Genomic DNA, 21,746 nt, shown 5'->3' with positions numbered 1-21,746 from the left:
TGGAGAGGTCGTTGTGACCTCTCTATCTAAACATGCGTCGCAACCCAATAATGTTCGCTTATGCCAAGGTTGCGAGTTACCTGTCGATATTGTCGATTTACCTAATCGAAGAAATGCGCACTGCCCACGCTGCGGTACTGAGTTGTATCGAGGTGGCAGTCCAAGCTTGTCTGGTAACCTTGCTATCGCGGTTACCTGCATTCTCCTGTTCATCCCTTCACATTTTTTTAATTTCATCAGCATTCGTCTGTTCGGTGTAATGATACCGGCAACACTGCCTTCTGGGATGATTACGCTGTTTCAAGAAGGCTTTGTCCTTCTTTCTATCTTAATTCTGTTTTGCAGCTCCCTCGCCCCACTCATCGTATGCAGCTCTGTCGTAACCGCACATTGGTCATTACACAAGCGTTGGTTTAAAGGACTTAGGGTTTCACTGTGGCTAATCCAACACCTTAAACATTGGGTCATGCTGGATGTATTTTTGGTCAGTATCGCAATTTCCTGTTTCAAGCTTCAGGACTACTCTGACATTTTCGTCGGACCAGGATTGATCGGCCTCGTACTACTGCAAATCTTCACTGTTTTGTTGATTTCTCGTATTAGCGTCCGTCGCTACTGGGAGTCATGGCAGTCTGAGACGAGCTATGACTTTGAACACAAGGACGTACATTGTCACGAGTGTCACCTTTCTCAACCAGAAGGTGATAAATGCCGCCGTTGTAATCATGCGCTTTACCATCATAAGCCAAATTCAATCCAAAAAACTTGGGCTTACCTAATCGCAGCAACCATTGCTATTTTTCCGGCGAACCTAATCCCTATCTCTATCTTGCTTACGAACGGCAAACGTTTAGAAGATACGATATTTTCGGGCGTTGCTGGTTTAGTCAAAAATGGGATGTACGGTATCGCAGTGATCATTTTTGTTGCCAGTATTGTCGTACCTGTGGCAAAAATCCTTGGTCTCACCTACATCTTGCTATGTATAAAATTTAAACGTTCGGTGTTTCGAAGACAGCGAATGATGGTTTACTTTGCAGTAAAGTGGATCGGTAAATGGTCCGTGATGGATTTGTTTGTTATCTCTATCATGATGACATTGGTCGATCGTGGACAAATTCTCGATTTCACACCAGGCTACGGTGCGGTAGCGTTTGGTGTAGTTGTCGTTCTTACAATGCTCGCCGCGGAGAGCATTGATCCAAGGCTTATCTGGGACCAAGCCCCAAAACAATCAGAAAAAGAGTCAATTAATGAGTGATCAGAACAGTTCTCAAACGTCATACGAGCCAGAGATAAAGAGGAGTAAAGGCATTTCTCCCCTTTGGCTCCTGCCGATCTTGACGATGATTTTAGCCGGTTGGCTAGTCGTTAAGTCCATTCATGACGCTGGACAGCGGGTACAAATCCACTTCTCTGATGCAGCCGGTTTAATTGCTGGCCGTACGACGATTCGCTATCAAGGCTTGGAAGTGGGTATGGTACGCGACATCAACTTGTCTGAGGATTTAGGCAGCATTTATGTCGATGCAGACATTTACCCAGAAGCAACCAAATTGCTTAATGAGAAAACACGCTTTTGGCTCGTTAAACCGACCGCAAGTTTAACTGGTGTATCTGGGTTAGATGCTCTTGTCTCCGGTAACTACATTTCTATCCAACCGGGTGACAGTAAAGAGTTTGAAACGTCGTTCCACGCACTTGACTCCGCACCGACTGATCTTCGCGTCACTCAAGGGCTCAATATCAAACTAAAAAGTCGTGACTTAGGCGGCGTTTCCATTGGTTCTCAGATTGTTTATAAAAAAATCCCTATTGGTGAAGTTTACAGCTACCAATTAAACGAAGATGCGAAATCCATTACGATCCAAGCCAACATTCAGGATCAATACCGACACATCATCAACAACCGCAGTCGTTTTTGGAATGTGAGTGGTATTGGTGCAAGCATCGGTTTTGAAGGCGTTGATGTCCGCCTAGAAAGCATGAGCGCCCTACTTGGTGGTGCGATCGCGGTCGACTCACCAGACGATGGTGAGCCAGTCGAAGATTATAAAGAATTTCGTTTATATAAAGACCTTAAAACCGCAGGCCGTGGTATCGCAATCAAAATTGCCCTTCCAGATGACAACAAAATCAGCGCTGAAGGTGCTCCGATCATGTATCGTGGGATTGAAGTCGGCCAAGTCACGGATTTAAACCTATCTGAAGGTCGTGAGGTCATTCTTGCTTCTGCTGCAATCCAACCCGCATTCAGTGACATGCTTACCTCTGGTACACGTTTTGTTCTTGAAGAAGCAAAAGTATCACTTTCTGGTGTCGAAAATATCGCTAACCTTGTTCGTGGCAATTTCTTAACCATCGTTCCAGGTGAAGGTGAACGTGCACGTCAGTTTACTGCTATTCGTAAAAACGTCTTTAATCAGCAGCAGGAGAAATCGATAGCGATTCGCCTTGTTTCGGATAACTCATTCGGCTTAGATAGCGGTGCAAACGTCCTCTACAAAGGCATTGTTGTGGGTTCAATCATTAAAGTAGGACTACTCGATGAAGAGAAAGCTCAGCAAGCGAATCATGAAGTTTTCATGGATGTGTTGATTGATCAAGAATACAAACACCTCATCAAATCCAACAACCGCTTCTATGTAACAGGCAGTGCATCGGCCGAGCTCACCGAATCGGGCCTCAGTGTGACGGTCCCACCGGCCAAACAACTGTTAGCAGGTTCAATCAGCTTTGTTAGCCAAGGCGCGGAAAAGATTCAAAAAGAGTACCAGCTATTCCAAAGTGAATCTTTAGCTGAATTAGCGCAATACAACCAGAGTGGTTCGAAAACGCTTAACTTATTTGCTTCTGAGTTGCCTCCGATTTCGAAAGGCAGTCCTCTGCTCTACCGAAATCTGCCCGTGGGCAGCGTGTCTGATTTCAATTTAGTCGATGGTGGCGTTATCGTAAAAGCCACGATTGAAAACCGCTACGCACATCTGATTACGGCTCAAACCGTATTTTGGAATCGCTCAGGCGTTGAGGTCGACGCTTCACTTGCTGGAATCACCGTTAAGGCACACCCGCTTAAATCCTTAATTAAAGGCGGTATCGCGTTCGATTCAATTCCAGGTATTGAGAACAAAATTGGCCAACGCTGGAAGCTCTATCAAGATCAAAAGCAAGCGCGTAAGTTTGGACGTGTCATCGCTTTGGAAACAGACGGTTCTCAGGAAGTAAGCAAAGGGATGCCAATCAAATACCAAGGTGTCAAAGTCGGTGAAGTCACTTTAGTGGTCCCTAACTTCCGCCGAGAAATGGTTGAAGTGACTGCCCGTATTTTACCTGAATATGTGGAAGACATTGCCGTTACCGGGTCACATTTTTGGTTGACTGAGCCAGAAATTGGCTTAGGCGGCGTTAAAAACCTAGGCGCATTAGTGTCTAAATCCATTAGCGTGGAACCGGGCCAAGGTGCAGCAGCATTCAAATTTGATCTAGAGAAAGGTAATGCGCGCTCACAAGGGATGCGTTTTACCTTACAAAGTGAACAGCGTGGCTCAGTGCAGATTGGCACCCCTATCCTATACCGTCAAATGGAAGTTGGTCAGGTAACGGATGTGCATTTAGGAGAATTCGCTGATCGTGTGATTACCCAGATTGAAATTCAGCCAGAATATGCCTACCTAGTTCGTCAGAACAGTGTATTCTGGAACGTGTCTGGCGTTGATGTTTCGATTGGTTTAGGTGGAGCAAACATTAAAGCAGGTACAATTGATAGCCTTGTACGTGGTGGTATCGCTTTCTCAACACCAGAGCAATCTCAAATTCCACCAGCAGCAAAAAAAGGTCACTCTTTCTACTTGTACCCTCAAGCTGAAGAGAGTTGGTTGGAATGGCGCACAGCAATCCCCAAACCATGATTCATAGATAACCAAGATAGACTAAAGAGCAGCAATCGCTGCTCTTTTTTATTACCGTAGCCTTTGTGGCTATTCGTTTCTAACCCAGTTTCGTATATCATTTGAAGCAAATTCTGCAATCGAGATTCCACTTTGCATCCTAATGTTTACATCCCAGAAGCATTTCTGGAAAAAATCAAAACTATTCTTCCTGCTCACCTCAACATGGATGACTTCGTAGCGTCGTGCCAAAAGCCGTTGCGCAAGAGTATTCGCGTTAATACGTTGAAAGTCAGCGTAGAAGCGTTTTTAGAGCGAGCAAAGGCAAAAGGTTGGAAGTTATCTCCTGTACCCTGGTGTGAGACTGGGTTTTGGATCGAAGCAGATGAATCGCTCGTACCATTAGGCAATACCGCAGAACACATGTCTGGGTTGTTTTATATTCAAGAAGCCAGCTCAATGATGCCGGTATCCGCCTTATTCATGAATGACGAATCGTATGACGCAGTGCTCGATACCGCTGCGGCTCCGGGCTCTAAAACAACTCAAATAGCTGCCTTAATGAACAATGAAGGCGTTTTGGTCGCGAATGAATACGCGGCAAGTCGTGTAAAAGTGCTACACGCAAACATCGAACGTTGTGGTGTGCGTAACGCAGCACTAAGCAACTTCGACGGTCGTGTGTTTGGTGGCTGGCTACCAGAACAATTTGATGCCGTTCTGTTAGACGCACCATGTTCCGGTGAAGGCACAGTGCGTAAAGATGAAGACGCAATGAAGAACTGGACGCAAGCATCAGTCATTGAAATTGCAGACACTCAAAAAGATTTGATCGAAAGTGCGTTCCACGCTCTTAAACCTGGCGGCGTGATGGTTTATTCAACCTGCACGTTGAGCACGGAAGAAAACCAACAAGTTTGCCACCATCTTAAAGAAACATTTGGTGACGCGGTTGAATTCGAGAGCTTAAAAGATCTGTTTCATAATGCCGAGGCGGCGTTGACTGAAGAAGGCTTCTTGCACATCTTCCCTCAAGTGTATGACTGTGAGGGTTTCTTTGTTGCACGTATACGTAAGCTTGCTGCCGTAGAAGCACCAAAAGTCAAAAAACGCATGGGTAAATTCCCATTTGTTAAAGCGTCTAACAAAGAATCCACTGATATCGCTAACCAGCTTCAAAGCGCAATGGAAATCAAGTTACCTGAAGACAGCACGGTTTGGATTCGTGATAAAGATGTGTGGCTTTTCCCAGACGCACTAGAGCCGATGATTGGCGAACTGCGTTTCTCTCGCATGGGTATCAAGATTGCCGAAGCGCATAAGAATGGCTACCGTTGGCAACATCAAGTAGCAACGGCGCTGGCGACAGGTTTAGAGAAAAATGCGATTGAGCTTACGATCGACGAAGCTCGTGAATGGTATATGGGCCGAGACGTTCGCCCTCAAAACATTCCAGCTGAGATGAAAACCGGCAAAGGCGAAGTATTAGTGAAGTACGAAGGCGCGATCATTGGCCTTGGTAAATGGGTAAGTAACCGCATTAAAAACGGCCTTCCACGAGAATTAGTGCGAGATAAGAACTTATTTTAATAGCAAAGTGAAATGCTATAAATAAATGAAAAGCCATCGTATTTACGATGGCTTTTTGGTTCTAAAGCATGATTGGAACTGGGTTCACTAGCGATTCGAGTCCCCTGTACTAAACTGAAGATATCAAAGCATCGCTTTGAAACGGCATTTCTCTCTATGTTCACCAACAATATGTGTTGGTCAAAAGTTTAGCGCAGGCTCTATGAAAGGAGCCGTTTCCCCTAGGCCCAAAATAAGGACGAGTTTGGGCCATTTTTTTGACTGCTAATTTCGTCCAAATCGAGTTTGAACTTGATGAATCTCCGCCACCAGCAACTTAAAGCTCTATTCAGCGAGACGAATACCGTCTTTCTCAATCACGAGCTTACCTTGCTTGTACAAACCGCCGATGGTTTTTTTGAACGTGCCTTTACTTGTACGGAAAGCTGCAAAAATCGCATCTGGCGTAGATTTATCGTTTAGAGGTAGAAAACCGCCCTTCTTCTCTAAAAGCTCTAGGATTTTACTCGAAAGATCATCCATTTTCGCCACGCCTACTTTTTGTAGCGCAAGGTCGATTTTGCCGTCTTCGCGAATTTGCTTAATGTAGCCTTTCAGCTTTTTACCAATAAATAACTTACCAAACACATCCGATGGGAAGATCATTCCCCAATGCTCGCCGTTCACAATCGCTTTATAACCAAGTTGGCTGCGTTCTGCGATGATTAGGTTAACTTCTTCGTTCACTTCATAGTTTGCTGGCGTTTTATCCAGCCACTTATTGAACTTAGTTGTACCGACAATACGACCAGATGCTTTATCTGTGTACACGTAAACCAGAATGTTTTGACCAGCGGTAAAGCGCGCACGTTGCTCACTAAACGGGATAAGAAGATCTTTTTCTTTGATGCCCCAATTTACGAAAGCACCAGTGCTACTGACACCTTCGACTTGCATTAGGCCCCACTCGCCAACCTGAGCAATGGGTTTATCAATGGTCGCAGCTAGCTGACTTTCTGAATCAAAGTAAAGAAATACGTCAATATGATCGCCTACGTTCGTACCTTCTGGTACATATTTATTAGGCAGCATGACAGAACCGTAATCATCACCATCCAAAAATACGCCAAAATCAGCCGTTTTAGTGACTTCTAAGCTGTTAATTTGACCAATTTTAATCATTGAATTTGTCTCTTTTTAAATTTACTGGGAATTATACCCAAACTGACAAGAAAATCAGAGAGAAATACCATCCTCTCTGCTATGCTGTCGTCGTTCAACTACTTATCCTAGTCGACCTTAAGTTATTGTGCTTAATGGACGCTTATGGGTATAGGATGCTTTAGCAAAATCAGGAGCCTTCCTTGGTCACCGTCGACAAACAGGATTCGATAACCTTAAAAATTAGCCACGCATTGGCAAAGAGCAAAACGCTCGATCTTGATATCTATATTTTTGTGCCTGGTGAGTTAGGTTTAAACTCCGACATCATCAGCGAGTCTGAGTTCTATTACACTTCCATCACGCAAAAACGTTCTTACTACAGTACAGAAGTGCTACTCCCTCTCGTGCATAGCCGCTTGGCTAAACGAGGGCGCCTATCTAATCGACAATATCGCGTAAGTTTGAGTTTGTTTGCGTATCAATACGTCACGGCTCTGGATAAAGCCGTTGCAGCATTGAACAAGCATGACAACGACAGTGTTACGGCAGAAGAAGTGGATGAAGTCATCGAATTGACTATCGACATTCTTAAGCGTTTGAGACGTTCCATTCCTTACGAAGAAAATCTCAAACGTTATTACGTGAACATTGATAACTACTTGTCTTGGTACACAGAGCAAAAATTTTTGTCTCTTGTCGCGCACCTTCCTCGCGAAGGCGATTACAGCACAATTAAAGATCGCCTGATTACTTTGTGTGAGAAAGAGCAAGCCCACCGTAAACTCAACAACTATAACTCGCCGAGTGTCGTTGAAGATGTAACTCGTTTGTCGAATAAAATGCGTTTGCTGAGACGTTTGATTGAGCACCCTATCGTTTTAAGCGAAAAAACGATGTCGATGGGAAACAACATCAAGCGTGCGATTAAAGGCATAGCCACGGGCTTGGTGATGGTCGTGGTCACAAGTACCGTTATTCTTGCCCGAGATTACTTAGGAGAGATTTCTGCATCTTTTATCATTGCGATGTCGTTTATCTATGCTCTACGTGAAATCTTTAAAGATGACCTACGCGACGCGATGTGGCGTTGGATCCGCAAAGGCAAACCGAAGTGGCGCAAGAAGTACATGGACCCGACAACAAAGAAAGTTGTGGGTCGAAAATTGGAATGGTTGGACTATCGCTCCCTTTCGAGTTTGCCTGATCGCATTCAGAACATTCGTAAGAAACGCGTCGTCCAGCGTGAAGAACAAATTCTTCATTACCACGCAAAAACTGAGATGGCGACATCGTTATTTTTGAGTGGCTATGAACAAACTCGTGAAACGCTAAACATCAGTTTACGCCCAATTATCCGTTTGATGGACAAAAGCTCTAACCGCGTATATCGCCTGAACGAAGGGCAAGTGAGTAAAGAGTCTGTAGAGAAGCGACACTTGGTCAACGTGATTGTGAAAGAAGACAACCACACTGACGAGCCTGTCTTCTATCGTTGGAAAGTCGTGTTAAACCGTTCGAAAATCGTGTCTATTGAGAAAATAGAATTGAATTAAACTAACGTCAGTCACCATTCTTAAATTAAGCAGCCTGCTTTTGGGCTGCTTTTTTGATGGAGAGCGTTAAAGAGAACTCGGCCATTGGTTCATCACCATTAATCTTTGGACACAATGCGGTGATCTTCACATCTCGATTAACGCGTTCACCGGTTTCTAGCGTGAGTTTGAGCATTTCATCAATCACTGGGCCATCATGACAGACAAAGTGTACGTCACCCTCAGGGCGTTTTAAGAATTCAGCACTTACACCTTTAAACGCGAGTGAAATCTTCTCTCCTTGCTCTTGTGCTTTACTCATAGCAAGAAAGCCACCAGCAACATCTGCCCCAACAGCCAAGGCGCCAAAATACATACTATTAAGATGATTCTTGGTTCTTCGCTTGAGCGGGATTCTTACTTCGACATGCTGATCATCAATCGCAAGGATCTTCGGTCGACACAGCCAAATTAAAGGCACTTTTGAAAAGCCAAACAGATTGAGATAAAGGTTTGCACGACGAACCGCTGAAAACATTTTGAAACTCCCTTTAGACTAGTCTGACCAGTCAATCAACAAACCTCAAAGATGTCAAAGAAATGTTAACGAGAAATCGATCTTGGTTAAAAAACAAATCGTTTGCGCATTTTCGCGTGACATGGTCACAATATATGAAACTCCCAACCTACAACGCTTTGCTTACGATTTGGCACAATTATTCTGTTAGTAAATAGAAAAAACAGTTATAAATTCAAACAACTATGTATTGATATCCAGAGCATGTTTTGTCATTTATATATAAGTAACGCCAATGAATACCAACAGCAGTACATACAATTCGGTATTTACTAGATAAGAATCCCGTGAAACGGTTTATTCCTAACTATAATTCCGTTATCTTTACCGCTTCGCAATAGAGAATAAAGCTATAACATGCCTATAAAAACAGATGAATTGAGAACCCAACCTTTGGGTCCAATGCCGACACCCGCAGAGCTAGGTAGTGTACATCCAATCACTGATGATGTAGCTGACCGTATCGCTCAATCTCGTCGACAAATTGAAAAGATTTTAACTGGTGAGGATGACCGTATCCTTGCTATCGTTGGCCCATGTTCAGTGCATGACACTGAAGCAGCAATTGACTACGCGACGCGTCTTAGCGAAATTCAAGATCAGTACAAAGACGAACTGTTCATCGTTATGCGTACATACTTTGAAAAGCCGCGTACAGTAGTTGGTTGGAAAGGTTTGATTACTGACCCTAACCTAGATGGTTCTTATGCGCTTGAAGCCGGTCTTCACAAAGCGCGTAAACTGCTACTGGATATCAACAAGCTTGGTCTTGCTACTGCTACTGAGTTTCTTGATATGATTACAGGCCAGTACATTGCTGATTTGATCACATGGGGCGCAATTGGTGCTCGTACGACTGAATCGCAAATTCACCGTGAAATGGCGTCTGCCCTATCTTGCCCAGTTGGCTTCAAGAACGGTACTAACGGCAACGTGAAAATTGCCATTGATGCGATTCGTGCGTCTAAAGCATCACATTACTTCTACTCCCCAGACAAGAATGGGCGTATGACGGTGTACCGCACTAGCGGCAACCCTTACGGTCACATTATTCTTCGTGGTGGTGAGAAAGGTCCTAACTTTGACGAAGCTTCTGTTAAGCAAGCTTGTGACGCGCTAGCAGAGTTCGATTTGCCGCAGCGTTTGATCGTCGATTTCAGTCACGCAAACTGCCAAAAACAACACCGTAAACAAATCGATGTTGCACAAGATATTTGCGACCAAATTAAGTCAGGCAGCACACGTATTGCTGGTATTATGGCAGAGAGCTTCATTATTGAAGGCAATCAGCCAATGACTGATATTAACAACCTAACTTACGGTCAATCTATCACTGACCCATGTCTAGGTTGGGATGATACTGTAACCATGCTAGATATACTGGCAGCCGCAGTTAAATCCAGTAAGTAATTTCCCTATAACAAGATAATCAAGGAATCTTCATGCCATCGTTTGATATTGTTTCAGAAATCGATACCGTCGAATTACGTAACGCGGTTGATAACGCTAACCGTGAACTGTCTACTCGTTTCGATTTCCGCAATGTGAATGCGAGCTTTGAGCTAGTAGAAGAAAATGTAAAAGTGTCAGCAGAAGGCGAGTTTCAGCTCAAGCAAATGCGTGACATTCTGCGTAGCCACTTGGCTAAACGCAACATTGATGCAAATGCTATGGACGCAAAAAATCCAGAAGCAACAGGTAAAAACTGGCACCAAAACGTCGCTTTCCGCCAAGGCATTGATACACCAACCGCGAAGAAAGTGGTTAAGCTAATCAAAGACGCAAAGCTTAAAGTTCAAGCTTCTATCCAAGGCGACAAAGTTCGCGTAACAGGTAAGAAGCGTGATGATCTCCAAGCGACGATTGCAGCGATCCGTGAAGCAGATATGGGTATCCCATTTCAGTACAACAACTTCCGTGATTAATTCGGTTCCTCAATTAACACCTGTCGATTGAAGAAACCAAGAATTGAAAACGCCGACGAGTTATTCGTCGGCGTTTTTTATGTCCGTAAACTTTATGCAAGATAATCAGATAACTAGGTCTTGCCCTTGCAATAAAGAGAATTCACTCGTCCCTGAAGGTACAAACACGCACACACGTAAGTTTTCTTTTCTCGCTTTAGTCAACATATCAGCAAGTTCGGTGGCACTTCTAAAAGGTTCACGTTCCGCATCCCTTCTTACTAATTCCATCACGTCCACTTCGCACTTCGTCGAATACAAGGCAAGTTCGGCTTGCTGCATGTAGCGGACTGCTTTAATTGGCAGCATTTCGACATCTTGCCCAACTTGAATCCAAGTACAGCTTCCCTCCTCGTCCAGAGGTTTTGCCATGGTTTGCTGATAAATGATTTCCAATTCGCGATTATCGCGAGCGTTTTCTACTTCTGGGTGAGAGAAATAACTCTCCCAAAACTTCCGGCGTAAGTCGACGCTCGGTAGTGCCTCTTTAATCGAATTACGTTTGGAGTTAGCGAACTCCGCCATCAATCCCATATTTTGTGGAAGAATCGCTTCAAGCTTTTCTCGAATATTTCGAATTAAAACAGGAGACGCCCCACCGCTTGAAATAGCAATTTGAATGCGGCCACGATTGATCATTGAAGGCGTAATAAAATCACAGTACGGCTTGTCATCGACAACATTAACTAATATGCCAAGCTCTTTGGCATCTTTATAAACTTGATGATTCAACTCTGGATTATCGGTCGTTGCCCATACTTGAATGAAGGATTTAGTGACAATGTCACTTGAATAGAAACGTTGAACCCAACGCAATTGATGGTCTTCGGCCAACTTTGAAAGGAAGTCCACTAGGCTTGGAGACACAATGGTGATGTCCGCTCCAGCTTTAAGTAGGGCTTCTACTTTTCGGCTTGCCACTTCACCACCGCCTACAACAAGCACGGGTTTATCTACTAAATCTAAGAACAGAGGAAAATATCGCATTTCAATCCATGATTACTTCAAATAACTGTCGGAATTCATGCTACCAAAAACAGGGCAACCTGTTCACCTAGTTTCGATGTCACAAATAATTTTTGTTCAAATTTTCGGCCGACTCAGCCAACCTCTACTAATGACACTTTTAATAGCAAATTATTATCCTTCTGTTTTTGCCACTCTTTTAGTGATTGTTCTGATGCACCAATTTGACAACTTGTTGCACTATTTACAAACATTTAACATTTGGTCATTCTAAATCGCAAGGTTCTTTGTAAGTTCTCTCCAAAACTCTATTTAAATTATATATTTGAGAATTAGCAGATCCTTACCTACGCTTATAACTGGTTGATTTATCGATTACCGTTTTATTGAAAATCAACCAGATAGGACGATAACACAAATAAATTGGACACGTTGTATCAGGTCGCTCCTGATTAAACATGGATCATACAGGAAGGATACAAATGGCATATAAACTCACAGTTCTTGCTTCCGTCGTAGCGGCTTCTACTGCCATGATGGCAACATCAGCTCAAGCAGCAGACACTACTCTGGACAAAGTCACAAAACAAGGCTTCATCACTTGTGGCGTAAGTACCGGTCTACCTGGTTTCTCAAACCCTAACTCTAAAGGTGAATGGGAAGGTATCGACGTAGAATATTGCCAAGCGCTGGCCGCAGCCGTTCTTGGGGATAAAACGAAAGTTAAATATGTACCCCTCACCGCGAAAGAACGTTTCACCGCTCTACAATCGGGTGAAATCGATGTGCTTTCACGTAACACCACCTGGACACTTCATCGCGACACTGCTCTTGGTTTGAACTTCGTAGGCGTTAACTACTACGATGGACAAGGTTTTATGGTGAAGAAAGATCTAGGCATCTCAAGTGCAAAAGAACTTGATGGCGCTTCTGTATGTGTGCAATCAGGTACAACCACAGAGCTTAACCTAGCAGATTACTTCCGTAACCAAGGTATGGCTTATAAGCCAGTGGTATTTGATACCGCAGCGCAAACCTCTAAAGGTTTCGATGCTGGCCGATGTGATGTGCTTACTACTGACCAATCTGGCCTTTATGCCCTTCGCTTAAACCTTAAAGACCCTTCTTCAGCAACCGTACTTCCAGAAATCATTTCAAAAGAACCACTAGGCCCTGTTGTTCGTCAAGGTGATGATCAATGGTTCAACATCGCCAAATGGACGCTATTTGCAATGGTGAATGCGGAAGAATATGGCATCAGTTCTAAGAACGCCGATGAAATGTTGAAATCGAAAGATCCAAACATCAAACGCATTCTTGGTGTTGACGGCCCTAAAGGTAAAGGCCTAGGCATCCGTGACGATTGGGGTTACCAAGTTATCAAGCAAGTCGGTAACTATGGTGAGAGCTTTGAGCGTACGGTAGGTACTGGTTCGCCTCTTAAGATTTCTCGCGGTGTAAACGCACTGTGGAATGCAGGCGGCTTTATGTACGCACCACCTATCCGATAGAAACGAGTTAAATAAGGGCGGTGTATGCCGCCCTTTTTCTTGGCTGAATCTATTCTATATAAGGGTTTGAGGTTATCGCTGTATGAAACCGACGAATAATGCATCGCAAAGTACGATGTCCAAACCAAGCGGAAGCAAGAGTCTGATTTACAATCCAGCTTTTCGTTCTGCTATTTTCCAGATCATTGCCATCGCCGCACTGGTATTTTTCTTCTACACAATCATCAACAATGCACTAACCAATCTCGATGCTCGTGGTATTGCCACCGGCTTTGGTTTCCTTAACCAAGAAGCGGGCTTTGGTATTGGACTAACACTCATCGAATATGACGAAACGTTCTCTTATGGGCGTACATTTGTCATTGGCTTGCTTAATACCGCACTCGTGTCTGTGCTGGGTATTATCCTCGCAACCGTCATTGGTTTCGTTATGGGGATCGCACGCCTTTCTTCTAACTGGCTGGTCAGTCGTTTAGCGGCGGTTTATATTGAAACGTTCCGAAATATCCCTCTACTTTTACAAATATTTTTTTGGTATTTCGCGGTTCTACAAGCCCTTCCTTCGCCAAGACAAAGCTTAAGTCTTGGAGAATCCGTTTTCCTGAATGTTCGTGGTCTTTACTTCCCTTCTCCTGTAATTGAAGCTGGCGGTGGTTTTGTTGTTGCGGCACTCATCATAGGCATTGTTGCAAGCTTCTTAATCAATCGCTGGGCTAAGAACAAGCAACGATTAACAGGCCAACAAACACCAATGGGACGAATTATATTCGGCCTAGTGATTGGTCTGCCTTTGGTGGTTTACTTTGTAACAGGCATGCCGATCTCTTTGGAGTACCCAGAATTAAAAGGCTTCAACTTCCGCGGTGGTATCAGCATTATTCCGGAGCTTGCAGCACTTCTTTTAGCGTTAAGTGTTTACACTGCATCGTTTATTGCTGAGATTGTTCGCTCTGGTATTAACGCTGTGAATCATGGTCAAACCGAAGCCGCGATGTCACTGGGTTTACCGAGAGCAAAAACACTGAAACTGGTGGTGATTCCGCAAGCATTGCGAATCATTATCCCTCCTCTAACAAGCCAATACTTGAACTTAACGAAGAACTCTTCGTTGGCAATGGCAATCGGCTACCCAGACCTTGTTTCGGTCTTTGCCGGTACAACGCTGAACCAGACTGGACAAGCGATCGAAATTATCGCAATGACGATGGGTGTATACCTAACATTGAGCTTGATAACGTCGGCGTTGATGAACTTGTACAACCGAAAAGTAGCGCTGGTGGAGAGATAATATGAGCACACATCAATTTCAGCCTGATCTTCCACCTCCGTCCAATACCGTCGGTATTGTGGGATGGCTGCGCAAAAACCTATTCAACGGCCCAGTTAACTCGGTTGTTACCATCATCCTTGCCTACATTGTGTTTTCTGCACTTTGGAACATTGCGGATTGGGCATTCATTAATGCCGATTGGGTTGGCACAACGAGAGATGACTGTTCCCGTGAAGGCGCATGTTGGGTATTTATTAGCGTACGCTGGGAGCAGTTTATGTACGGTTTCTATCCAGAAGCTGAACTGTGGCGACCACGTTTGTTCTACATTACCTTGGCGATATTCACAGCACTCCTCGCTTACGAGAAGACCCCAAAACGTATTTGGATTTGGCTATTCTTTGTGAACATATACCCGTTCATTATCGCAGCATTATTGTATGGCGGGGTATTCGGCCTAGAAGTGGTTGAGACACATAAATGGGGTGGCTTGCTGGTTACGCTGATCATCGCCTTAGTCGGTATCGTCGTCTCCTTACCTATTGGTGTGGCGTTAGCGTTAGGCCGTCGTTCGGACATGCCTATCATCCGCAGTATTTGTACTATCTATATTGAGGTATGGCGAGGGGTACCTTTAATTACGGTACTCTTCATGGCATCCGTCATGCTCCCGCTCTTTCTTGCCCAAGGCTCAGAAACGGACAAACTTATCCGCGCCCTAATCGGTGTTGTGATGTTCAGTGCCGCTTATATGGCAGAAGTGGTGCGTGGTGGCTTACAAGCGATTCCAAAGGGCCAGTACGAAGCCGCCGATGCGTTAGGTTTAAGCTATTGGAAAAAGATGGGACTGATCATCTTGCCTCAGGCTCTTAAGATTACTATCCCTTCTATCGTGAACACCTTTATTGGTTTGTTCAAAGACACCAGCCTTGTGCTTATTATCGGTATGTTTGATGTACTTGGTATAGGACAAGCAGCGAACACTGACCCTGAATGGTTAGGCTTCGCTACAGAAAGTTATGTATTTGTCGCGTTAGTGTTTTGGGTATTCTGTTTTGGCATGTCACGCTACTCGATATGGCTCGAAAATAGACTTCATACCGGTCACAAACGATAACTCATCAAGATCAAGGACGTATTATGACGCAACAACAAGACTATATGATCCAGCTGAAGGACATGAATAAGTGGTATGGTGAGTTTCACGTACTAAAGAACATCAACCTCGATGTAAAGAAAGGCGAAAAGATTGTTATCTGTGGTCCTTCTGGCTCTGGCAAATCGACCATGATTCGTTGTATCAACCGCTTGGAAGAACATCAAGCAGGCAACATCTATGTTTCAGGCACCGAATTAACCGAAGACCTAAAGAACATCGAAGCCGTTCGTCGCGAAGTCGGCATGTGTTTCCAGCACTTTAATCTCTTCCCTCACCTAACGGTTCTAGAGAACTGTACACTTGCCCCAATTTGGGTGAAGAAGATGCCAAAGGAAGAAGCGGAAGCCATCGCGATGCAGTACCTAGAGCGTGTTAAGATCCCAGATCAAGCAGATAAGTATCCAGGTCAGCTTTCAGGTGGTCAGCAACAACGTGTAGCGATTGCACGCTCTCTTTGCATGAGCCCAAAGGTGATGTTGTTTGATGAACCGACATCAGCGCTCGATCCAGAAATGGTACGTGAGGTTCTTGATGTAATGGTTGAACTGGCGGAAGAAGGCATGACCATGCTTTGTGTAACACACGAAATGGGCTTCGCGAAAGAAGTCGCAGATCGCGTTATCTTCATGGACGCAGGCGAAATCATCGAAGAGAACAACCCTGTCGATTTCTTTGAAAATCCACAATCTGATCGAACTCAGAACTTCCTTGCGCAAATTCTTCACCATTAATTAGTCGCAAAAAAACGCTAAAAAAGTGAAGCGTCGATTCGAAAAAAATCGGCGCTTTTTGTTTGCCTCAAATCGATGTTACGAAAATCCAGTTGATTCAATACGTTGTAAATTTGTTCGATTTTACAAAAAAGTTCGTGAGGTAACCTTCATACCTTTGATTGCCAAGCCCTTCCTAACTATGCAAGGCAGTAATATTGTGTTACAAGTTGCCACATACATAACACACTATTTCTATTATTATTTTGTTCTAGAGATAGACGTGTCGGGCTTGATTTTTTGAACTTTCGGGCCCATATATGTCTATATATCAAAGATAAGACGGTCCCTTATAGAGGAAGATTATGAACAGTCCTATGTTTTCACGCACTACTACTCAAGAGAGTGCTCTACAAACCAACAAAGTATTGCGTAATACATATGCACTACTTTCAATGACTTTACTATGGTCAGCACTGGTTGCTGGCGTTTCAATGGCGTTTAACTTGCCACGTCCGGGCATTATCCTGATGTTGGTTGGTTTCTACGGCTTACTATTCCTGACTGAAAAGAACCGTAACAACAGCATGGGTCTGGTATTTACATTCCTATTTACTGGTTTCTTGGGTTACACCATCGGTCCAATTCTAAACATGTACATCGGCGCTGGTATGGGCGATGTGGTTCTTACTGCACTTGGCGGTACCGCTCTGTCATTCATGGCAGCTTCTGCTTACGCTCTAACAACCAAACGCGACCTATCTATGATGGGTGGCCTGATGTTGTCTCTATTCGTTGTTCTAGTAGTAGGTATGATTGCGAGCATCTTTATCCAATCAACTATCCTGCACCTAGCAATGAGCAGCTTGTTTATTGTTTTCTCTACCATGGCTATTTTGATGACTACGCAAGGCATCATCCGTGGCGGTGAAACAAACTACATCTCTGCAACGATTACGCTATACGTTTCAATCTACAACATCTTCATCAGCCTACTAAGCATCCTAGGCATCATGAACGACGATTAATTCGTTAGATTGAATTAAAACTCAAAAGCCCGAAGTTCTACTTCGGGCTTTTCTTTGCAAGTAATTCAGTTTGTTATGCTTGGTCTACCGCCAACTCGATAACTTCGTCAGCCTCTGGATTTTCTCTAAACCGTCTCACTTGGATGGTTTCCTCTCCCAACATGATTTTCTTGGCAATGCGATGCATGCCATCAAAGACTCGATAATCACTGGTTAATATGACGGGATACGACAAATCGGCGTTGTTGATACGTTGGCAATGTTTCGCTATTTCACGACAGGTTGGCAGCGGCCCTTCTTCACTAAACTAAGTCACCTCATTCGGACCTTTGATGTCATCAATTGCAATTTCTTCTACGGGTAAAGATTCTGCGAGCTTCCAAATACGCTCGATAGACCAAGTGGATTTGACGTTATCGTTAATCTCAATATAACGTTGTTTCGACACGACTAACTCCTTGTCATGATTTTGGTTTATAACCTGAACACAGGTTAATTATTAAACCAAGAGAATATCGCCCCATAACAACAAACACAACGTCGTAAGCGAATCATTGTTCGTCAACACCTCACTTAAACATATGAAACTATTAAAAAAGACAACGAAAAATGAATAACTTTGGATAAAAATGCAAACATACAGATACTCACCCCGAGAATTTTCTAACAAGATGAATAAATTTACATTCTTGTGAATAATCAGAGTAATTAACCCCTCCTGCCAGGACTTTCTTTTTCTGCTATCAATTGTGTAAATTTACTTCGCTCAGAAGCCTTCAAAGATTCTTTTGTTGAGTCTAAGCTTCGCTCTACGCTACCCTATACGTATCAATGGTTACTTAGCGGAAACAAAGCTATGTTCGTTTACAACGGCAAAGAAATTGAAACCGACGCTCAAGGCTACCTACTTGACCACACTCAGTGGGAAGAAGGCATGATTGAGCTTCTAGCAAAAGATGAAGAGATCGAGCTTACCGATGCGCACTTAGAAGTGGTTCACTTCGTACGCGACTTTTATGAGGAGTTCAACACCTCACCTGCGGTAAGAATGCTTGTGAAGGCGATGGAAAAAGCACACGGCCCAGAAAAAGGTAACAGTAAGTACCTATTCAAATTATTTAAGAAAGGCCCTGCAAAGCAAGCAACAAAATTGGCAGGTCTGCCAAAGCCAGCGAAATGCTTGTAGTGCTCTAGTTTGCAAAAACACCACTTAAAAGATCACTGCTTATAAAACTATAAGATCTTAAATCCGCGGAAAGGTTTGTAAGACACACCCTCTTGGGTAACGCTTTCTACCGTTGCCGTCCGCGGACCATCCTCCAGCCACGCCGAAAACGCTGCAATTTGCGCCTCTGTACCACAAGCGATGACCTCGACATCACCATTGTTCAAATTCTTTGCATACCCCGTTAAACCTAACTTCAAACCTTGATGTGACGTGTGGTATCGAAATCCTACCCCTTGAACATGCCCTACTATCAGAAACTTCTCACACTTTAGTACCATCCGTATACCGCTCCCTATATTTGAGTGATATATTATTTGCGTCTATTTACCCCACTAAGGATAGTGGGTTTTTATATGGTTATAATAATTATGAAAGAAATTCCCTTCCGTTGGATTGATAAGTATCTCATCCATTTAAAAATTCAAGAAAAGTTCTATTTACTCTTCTTTCTTCCTCTTCTTGCATTAGTCATTCTCACTTTAGTCTTAAACAGTGCCGCTGACTCCATGATTTCTGGTTTGTATCAGGAAGAATTGATGCTGATGAAAGGGCTGATCGAGGCTGGCAACCTTTCGCAATCTCAAGTTGCAAACCTTATTGCAGGCTCAGACACCATTACCTTTGGTACTGGCCCAGATTCCGTGTCCGTGCTGAATGGCGCATTTAGCCTTGTAGCAAACCATGAGCAGTCTTTATGGACCGCACTTTCTACAACGCAAGTAAGTATTATTCTTGTGACTCTATTCATCATCGCGATTGGTGTTTACTACATCATGACTTTCATCGGTGGTGCGATGTTTACGATGAACAAAGCTCTCAACACGCTTGCGGATGGTGATCTAACAGCGCGTATGAATTTCTTCCGCGTTCGTGATGAGTTCAGCGAAATCGCGATTACCATCGACAAAGTAGCAGATCGCGAACAAAAGATGGTTCAATCCATTCAAGAATCAGTGGCGCTCATGCAGCAAATCAGTTCTGATCTGAACCTTTCGATTCACAACAGTTCTGAGATCTCGAATACTCAACAAGAGCACCTTAACTCACTAGCAAGTGCAACAGAGCAGATGGCTTCCACGATTCGTGAAGTTGCAACTCTGGCACACGATTCAAGTACGCAGACTGACGATGCTCGCAGCGTCGCTCAATCTGGCCAAGTGAAGGTTGAAAACACGCTGCATTCTATTTCTAACTTGTCGACTGAGATTCAATCAGCATCACAAGCCGTAGAAGAGTTAGATGCAAATGCTGCACAGATTGATGAAGTGGTAACGACCATTAATGGCATTTCTGAGCAAACTAACCTACTTGCGTTAAACGCGGCTATTGAAGCAGCACGTGCAGGTGAACAAGGTCGTGGGTTTGCGGTTGTTGCCGATGAGGTTCGCGCTCTAGCTGGACGTACTCAACAAGCAACGGTTGAAATCCAAGCAATGATTGAAGCGCTACAACGTAATAGCCAATCACTGACTAAACTAATGGAAGTAACGGTTCATAATGCGAACGAGGGCCAAACTCTGATGGCTGAAGTGAACCACGAAATAGGCTCACTGGCAGACAAGAACCAAACTATCTCAGACAGCAGCATTCAAATTGCCACCGCCGCTGAAGAGCAAGGTGTCGTTGCAGACAATATTGCATCAAGCGTTGAAGAGATCCGCATACAAGCAAACAATGTATGTACGATGATCAGCACAACGTCGCAAAACGTTGAGCAGCTTCGAGCTCAAAGTGACACCATGGAATCGTTGCTGACAGGTCTAAAAGCCTAGTCGAATGAATCAGAATCTAGGGTCACTTCGGTGGCCCTTTTTTGTATGCAAAATAACACTAGCCAACTCTATTCTTAAGCGAGATGACCGCTACAATTAACTCGACAGCAAATAATTGGATTGCCTACGGATATTGCTTTTGCAAGCAACATCCCGGACAATACGCCCCTTTCAAAATTCAACAAGAGCTAAAGAAATGACAGCTGCTATCTATTTGGTAAAAGGTCGTGAGAAATCGGTTAAGCGCAAGCACCCTTGGATCTTCTCTCGAGGCATCAGTAAAGTTGAGGGCGAACCAGCGCTCGGCGAAACCGTTGATGTATTCACTCACGACGGAAAATGGCTAGCTAAAGCAGCATACTCACCAGAGTCTCAAATCCGTGCTCGTATCTGGAGTTTTGAAAAAGAAGAAATCAACAAAGCCTTCTTCGTTAAGCGTTTCAACAACGCTCAGCTTCTTCGTGAAGACATTATCGAACGCGATGGCCTAACTGGCTACCGTCTTATCGCGGCAGAGTCTGATGGTATGCCTGGCGTTACTATCGACCGTTACCAAAACTTCTTTGTGTGTCAGCTTCTAAGTGCGGGCGCAGAATACAACAAGCAAGCGATTGTTGATGCTTTGGTTGAGTGCTTCCCTGACTACAACGTTTACGAGCGTTCAGACGTCGCGGTACGTAAGAAAGAAGGTTTGAAAGAAACCACTGGCGTACTGCACGGTGAAGAGCCACCAAAATCAGTGGTGATTGAAGAGAATGGAGTGAAGATCAGTGTCGATATCGTCGGCGGTCATAAAACGGGTTTCTACCTAGACCAACGTGATAGCCGCCAACAAGCGATGAAGTACGTGAAAGACAAAGAAGTTCTGAACTGTTTCTCGTACACCGGCGGTTTTGGTTTGTATGCACTAAAAGGCGGCGCAAAACGCGTTATCAATGCGGACGTATCACAACCTGCTCTAGACACTGCCAAGTTCAACGCAGAACTGAACGAATTCGATATCTCGAAAAAACGCGCTGTTTTCCTAAACGCTGACGTGTTCAAACTGCTACGCGAATACCGTGACCAAGGTACGAAGTTCGATGTTGTGATCATGGATCCACCGAAGTTCGCAGAAAGTAAAGCACAGCTAAACGGAGCATGCCGCGGCTACAAAGACATCAACATGTTGGCGATGCAAATTCTAAACCCGGGTGGCACGCTACTGACCTACTCTTGCTCAGGCTTAATGGACCAAGTTCTGTTCCAAAAAATCATTGCTGACGCCGCAGTAGATGCAAATCGCCAAGTAAAATTTGTAGAGCGTTTTGAACAAGCAGCCGATCACCCAACGGATACAGCCTACCCAGAAGGTTTCTACCTGAAAGGATTTGCGTGTAAAGTTCTATAATCGGGCTTGCTTAAAGCCA

General features: G+C 44.0%; 18 protein-coding genes and 1 pseudogene. 14 read left to right on the top strand and 5 right to left on the bottom strand.

Annotation, left to right across the window (positions count from 1 at the left end; genetic code table 11):
• Positions 1–13: 13 nt before the first annotated feature.
• The 3 genes from C1S74_RS02580 (at position 14) to rsmF (ending at position 5,477) form a co-directional block, all read left to right on the top strand.
• Positions 14–1,261 (top strand): paraquat-inducible protein A, encoded by a 1,248-nt coding sequence (locus C1S74_RS02580; protein WP_045403276.1) that lies wholly within the window; start codon positions 14–16, stop codon positions 1,259–1,261.
• The gene (locus C1S74_RS02575) at positions 1,254–3,908 is read left to right on the top strand and encodes an MlaD family protein (protein WP_045403274.1); all 2,655 of its coding nucleotides are present in this window, start codon (positions 1,254–1,256) and stop codon (positions 3,906–3,908) included. Before C1S74_RS02580 ends, C1S74_RS02575 begins: the two co-directional genes overlap by 8 nt.
• A 132-nt stretch (positions 3,909–4,040) precedes the next feature.
• A complete protein-coding gene (gene rsmF / locus C1S74_RS02565; RefSeq protein ID WP_045403272.1) occupies positions 4,041–5,477 on the top strand; it encodes a 16S rRNA (cytosine(1407)-C(5))-methyltransferase RsmF in 1,437 nt (478 codons plus the stop codon).
• A gap of 324 nt (positions 5,478–5,801) precedes the next feature.
• On the opposite strand, the gene C1S74_RS02560 is transcribed toward rsmF, so the two are convergent.
• Positions 5,802–6,638, bottom strand: coding sequence for a CvfB family protein (locus C1S74_RS02560; protein ID WP_045403269.1), 837 nt, complete (start codon positions 6,636–6,638; stop codon positions 5,802–5,804).
• A 182-nt stretch (positions 6,639–6,820) separates the two neighbouring features.
• Here C1S74_RS02560 and C1S74_RS02555 point away from each other — a divergent pair, with 182 nt between their 5' ends.
• Positions 6,821–8,173 carry a hypothetical protein gene (locus C1S74_RS02555; RefSeq protein WP_038873010.1) on the top strand — a complete coding sequence of 451 codons (1,353 nt, stop codon included), beginning with the start codon at positions 6,821–6,823 and terminating at the stop codon, positions 8,171–8,173.
• Positions 8,174–8,198: 25 nt separating this feature from the next.
• Here the strand turns inward: C1S74_RS02555 and C1S74_RS02550 are convergent, their stop codons facing one another.
• Complete coding sequence (locus C1S74_RS02550; protein WP_045403267.1) at positions 8,199–8,690, bottom strand: PaaI family thioesterase; 492 nt, start codon at positions 8,688–8,690, stop codon at positions 8,199–8,201.
• Positions 8,691–9,086: 396 nt separating this feature from the next.
• On the opposite strand from C1S74_RS02550, the gene C1S74_RS02545 reads away from it, so the two are divergent.
• Both C1S74_RS02545 and C1S74_RS02540 read left to right on the top strand, forming a co-directional pair.
• Positions 9,087–10,139, top strand: a complete 1,053-nt coding sequence (locus tag C1S74_RS02545) for a 3-deoxy-7-phosphoheptulonate synthase (RefSeq protein ID WP_045403265.1) — start codon at positions 9,087–9,089, stop codon at positions 10,137–10,139.
• A gap of 32 nt (positions 10,140–10,171) precedes the next feature.
• Complete coding sequence (locus C1S74_RS02540; protein ID WP_038873018.1) at positions 10,172–10,654, top strand: YajQ family cyclic di-GMP-binding protein; 483 nt, start codon at positions 10,172–10,174, stop codon at positions 10,652–10,654.
• 105 nt (positions 10,655–10,759) lie between these two features.
• Here C1S74_RS02540 and C1S74_RS02535 read toward each other — a convergent pair whose 3' ends face one another.
• The gene (locus C1S74_RS02535) at positions 10,760–11,680 is read right to left on the bottom strand and encodes an NAD(P)-dependent oxidoreductase (RefSeq protein WP_045403263.1); all 921 of its coding nucleotides are present in this window, start codon (positions 11,678–11,680) and stop codon (positions 10,760–10,762) included.
• Between the two features lie 461 nt (positions 11,681–12,141).
• Between C1S74_RS02535 and C1S74_RS02525 the strand changes: the two genes are divergently transcribed.
• The 5 genes from C1S74_RS02525 to C1S74_RS02505 all read left to right on the top strand — a co-directional run bounded on the left by C1S74_RS02525 (position 12,142) and on the right by C1S74_RS02505 (position 17,337).
• Positions 12,142–13,170: an amino acid ABC transporter substrate-binding protein gene (locus tag C1S74_RS02525; RefSeq protein ID WP_045403261.1), complete on the top strand. Its 1,029-nt coding sequence runs from the start codon at positions 12,142–12,144 to the stop codon at positions 13,168–13,170.
• An 82-nt stretch (positions 13,171–13,252) separates the two neighbouring features.
• Complete coding sequence (locus C1S74_RS02520; protein ID WP_045403259.1) at positions 13,253–14,458, top strand: amino acid ABC transporter permease; 1,206 nt, start codon at positions 13,253–13,255, stop codon at positions 14,456–14,458.
• Between the two features lies 1 nt (position 14,459).
• Positions 14,460–15,557 carry an amino acid ABC transporter permease gene (locus C1S74_RS02515; protein ID WP_045403257.1) on the top strand — a complete coding sequence of 366 codons (1,098 nt, stop codon included), beginning with the start codon at positions 14,460–14,462 and terminating at the stop codon, positions 15,555–15,557.
• A 23-nt stretch (positions 15,558–15,580) separates the two neighbouring features.
• On the top strand, positions 15,581–16,330 hold the full coding sequence (locus C1S74_RS02510) for an amino acid ABC transporter ATP-binding protein (RefSeq protein WP_038873031.1): 750 nt from the start codon (positions 15,581–15,583) through the stop codon (positions 16,328–16,330).
• 344 nt (positions 16,331–16,674) lie between these two features.
• Positions 16,675–17,337 carry a Bax inhibitor-1/YccA family protein gene (locus C1S74_RS02505; protein ID WP_005446774.1) on the top strand — a complete coding sequence of 221 codons (663 nt, stop codon included), beginning with the start codon at positions 16,675–16,677 and terminating at the stop codon, positions 17,335–17,337.
• 73 nt (positions 17,338–17,410) lie between these two features.
• On the opposite strand, the pseudogene C1S74_RS27060 reads toward C1S74_RS02505, so the two are convergent.
• Positions 17,411–17,785, bottom strand: a pseudogene (locus C1S74_RS27060) (chromosome partitioning protein ParB).
• A gap of 408 nt (positions 17,786–18,193) precedes the next feature.
• Here C1S74_RS27060 and C1S74_RS02495 point away from each other — a divergent pair.
• Positions 18,194–18,523, top strand: coding sequence for a TusE/DsrC/DsvC family sulfur relay protein (locus tag C1S74_RS02495; RefSeq protein WP_005443942.1), 330 nt, complete (start codon positions 18,194–18,196; stop codon positions 18,521–18,523).
• A 47-nt stretch (positions 18,524–18,570) separates the two neighbouring features.
• Here the strand turns inward: C1S74_RS02495 and yccX are convergent, their stop codons facing one another.
• A complete protein-coding gene (gene yccX, locus C1S74_RS02490; protein WP_045403255.1) occupies positions 18,571–18,843 on the bottom strand; it encodes an acylphosphatase in 273 nt (90 codons plus the stop codon).
• A 90-nt stretch (positions 18,844–18,933) separates the two neighbouring features.
• Between yccX and C1S74_RS02485 the strand changes: the two genes are divergently transcribed.
• Both C1S74_RS02485 and C1S74_RS02480 read left to right on the top strand, forming a co-directional pair.
• Complete coding sequence (locus C1S74_RS02485) at positions 18,934–20,337, top strand: methyl-accepting chemotaxis protein (protein ID WP_039976836.1); 1,404 nt, start codon at positions 18,934–18,936, stop codon at positions 20,335–20,337.
• Positions 20,338–20,533: 196 nt separating this feature from the next.
• Positions 20,534–21,727 (top strand): class I SAM-dependent methyltransferase, encoded by a 1,194-nt coding sequence (locus C1S74_RS02480; protein ID WP_045403253.1) that lies wholly within the window; start codon positions 20,534–20,536, stop codon positions 21,725–21,727.
• Positions 21,728–21,746 lie beyond the last annotated feature (19 nt).

It is taken from the genome of Vibrio hyugaensis, from assembly GCF_002906655.1.
Lineage (GTDB): Bacteria > Pseudomonadota > Gammaproteobacteria > Enterobacterales > Vibrionaceae > Vibrio > Vibrio hyugaensis.
The sequence above is the reverse complement of the archived record's forward strand: the minus strand, read 5'-3'. Positions and strand labels throughout refer to the sequence as shown.

Coding starts and splice junctions, on each gene's coding strand:
- C1S74_RS02485 (WP_039976836.1), top strand. CDS start 18,934: ATGAAAGAAATTCCCTTCCGTTGGATTGATAAGTATCTCATCCATTTA.
- C1S74_RS02560 (WP_045403269.1), bottom strand. CDS start 6,638: ATGATTAAAATTGGTCAAATTAACAGCTTAGAAGTCACTAAAACGGCT.
- C1S74_RS02545 (WP_045403265.1), top strand. CDS start 9,087: ATGCCTATAAAAACAGATGAATTGAGAACCCAACCTTTGGGTCCAATG.
- C1S74_RS02535 (WP_045403263.1), bottom strand. CDS start 11,680: ATGCGATATTTTCCTCTGTTCTTAGATTTAGTAGATAAACCCGTGCTT.
- C1S74_RS02540 (WP_038873018.1), top strand. CDS start 10,172: ATGCCATCGTTTGATATTGTTTCAGAAATCGATACCGTCGAATTACGT.
- C1S74_RS02480 (WP_045403253.1), top strand. CDS start 20,534: ATGACAGCTGCTATCTATTTGGTAAAAGGTCGTGAGAAATCGGTTAAG.
- yccX (WP_045403255.1), bottom strand. CDS start 18,843: ATGGTACTAAAGTGTGAGAAGTTTCTGATAGTAGGGCATGTTCAAGGG.
- C1S74_RS02505 (WP_005446774.1), top strand. CDS start 16,675: ATGAACAGTCCTATGTTTTCACGCACTACTACTCAAGAGAGTGCTCTA.
- C1S74_RS02525 (WP_045403261.1), top strand. CDS start 12,142: ATGGCATATAAACTCACAGTTCTTGCTTCCGTCGTAGCGGCTTCTACT.
- C1S74_RS02495 (WP_005443942.1), top strand. CDS start 18,194: ATGTTCGTTTACAACGGCAAAGAAATTGAAACCGACGCTCAAGGCTAC.
- C1S74_RS02515 (WP_045403257.1), top strand. CDS start 14,460: ATGAGCACACATCAATTTCAGCCTGATCTTCCACCTCCGTCCAATACC.
- C1S74_RS02520 (WP_045403259.1), top strand. CDS start 13,253: ATGAAACCGACGAATAATGCATCGCAAAGTACGATGTCCAAACCAAGC.
- C1S74_RS02575 (WP_045403274.1), top strand. CDS start 1,254: ATGAGTGATCAGAACAGTTCTCAAACGTCATACGAGCCAGAGATAAAG.
- C1S74_RS02510 (WP_038873031.1), top strand. CDS start 15,581: ATGACGCAACAACAAGACTATATGATCCAGCTGAAGGACATGAATAAG.
- C1S74_RS02550 (WP_045403267.1), bottom strand. CDS start 8,690: ATGTTTTCAGCGGTTCGTCGTGCAAACCTTTATCTCAATCTGTTTGGC.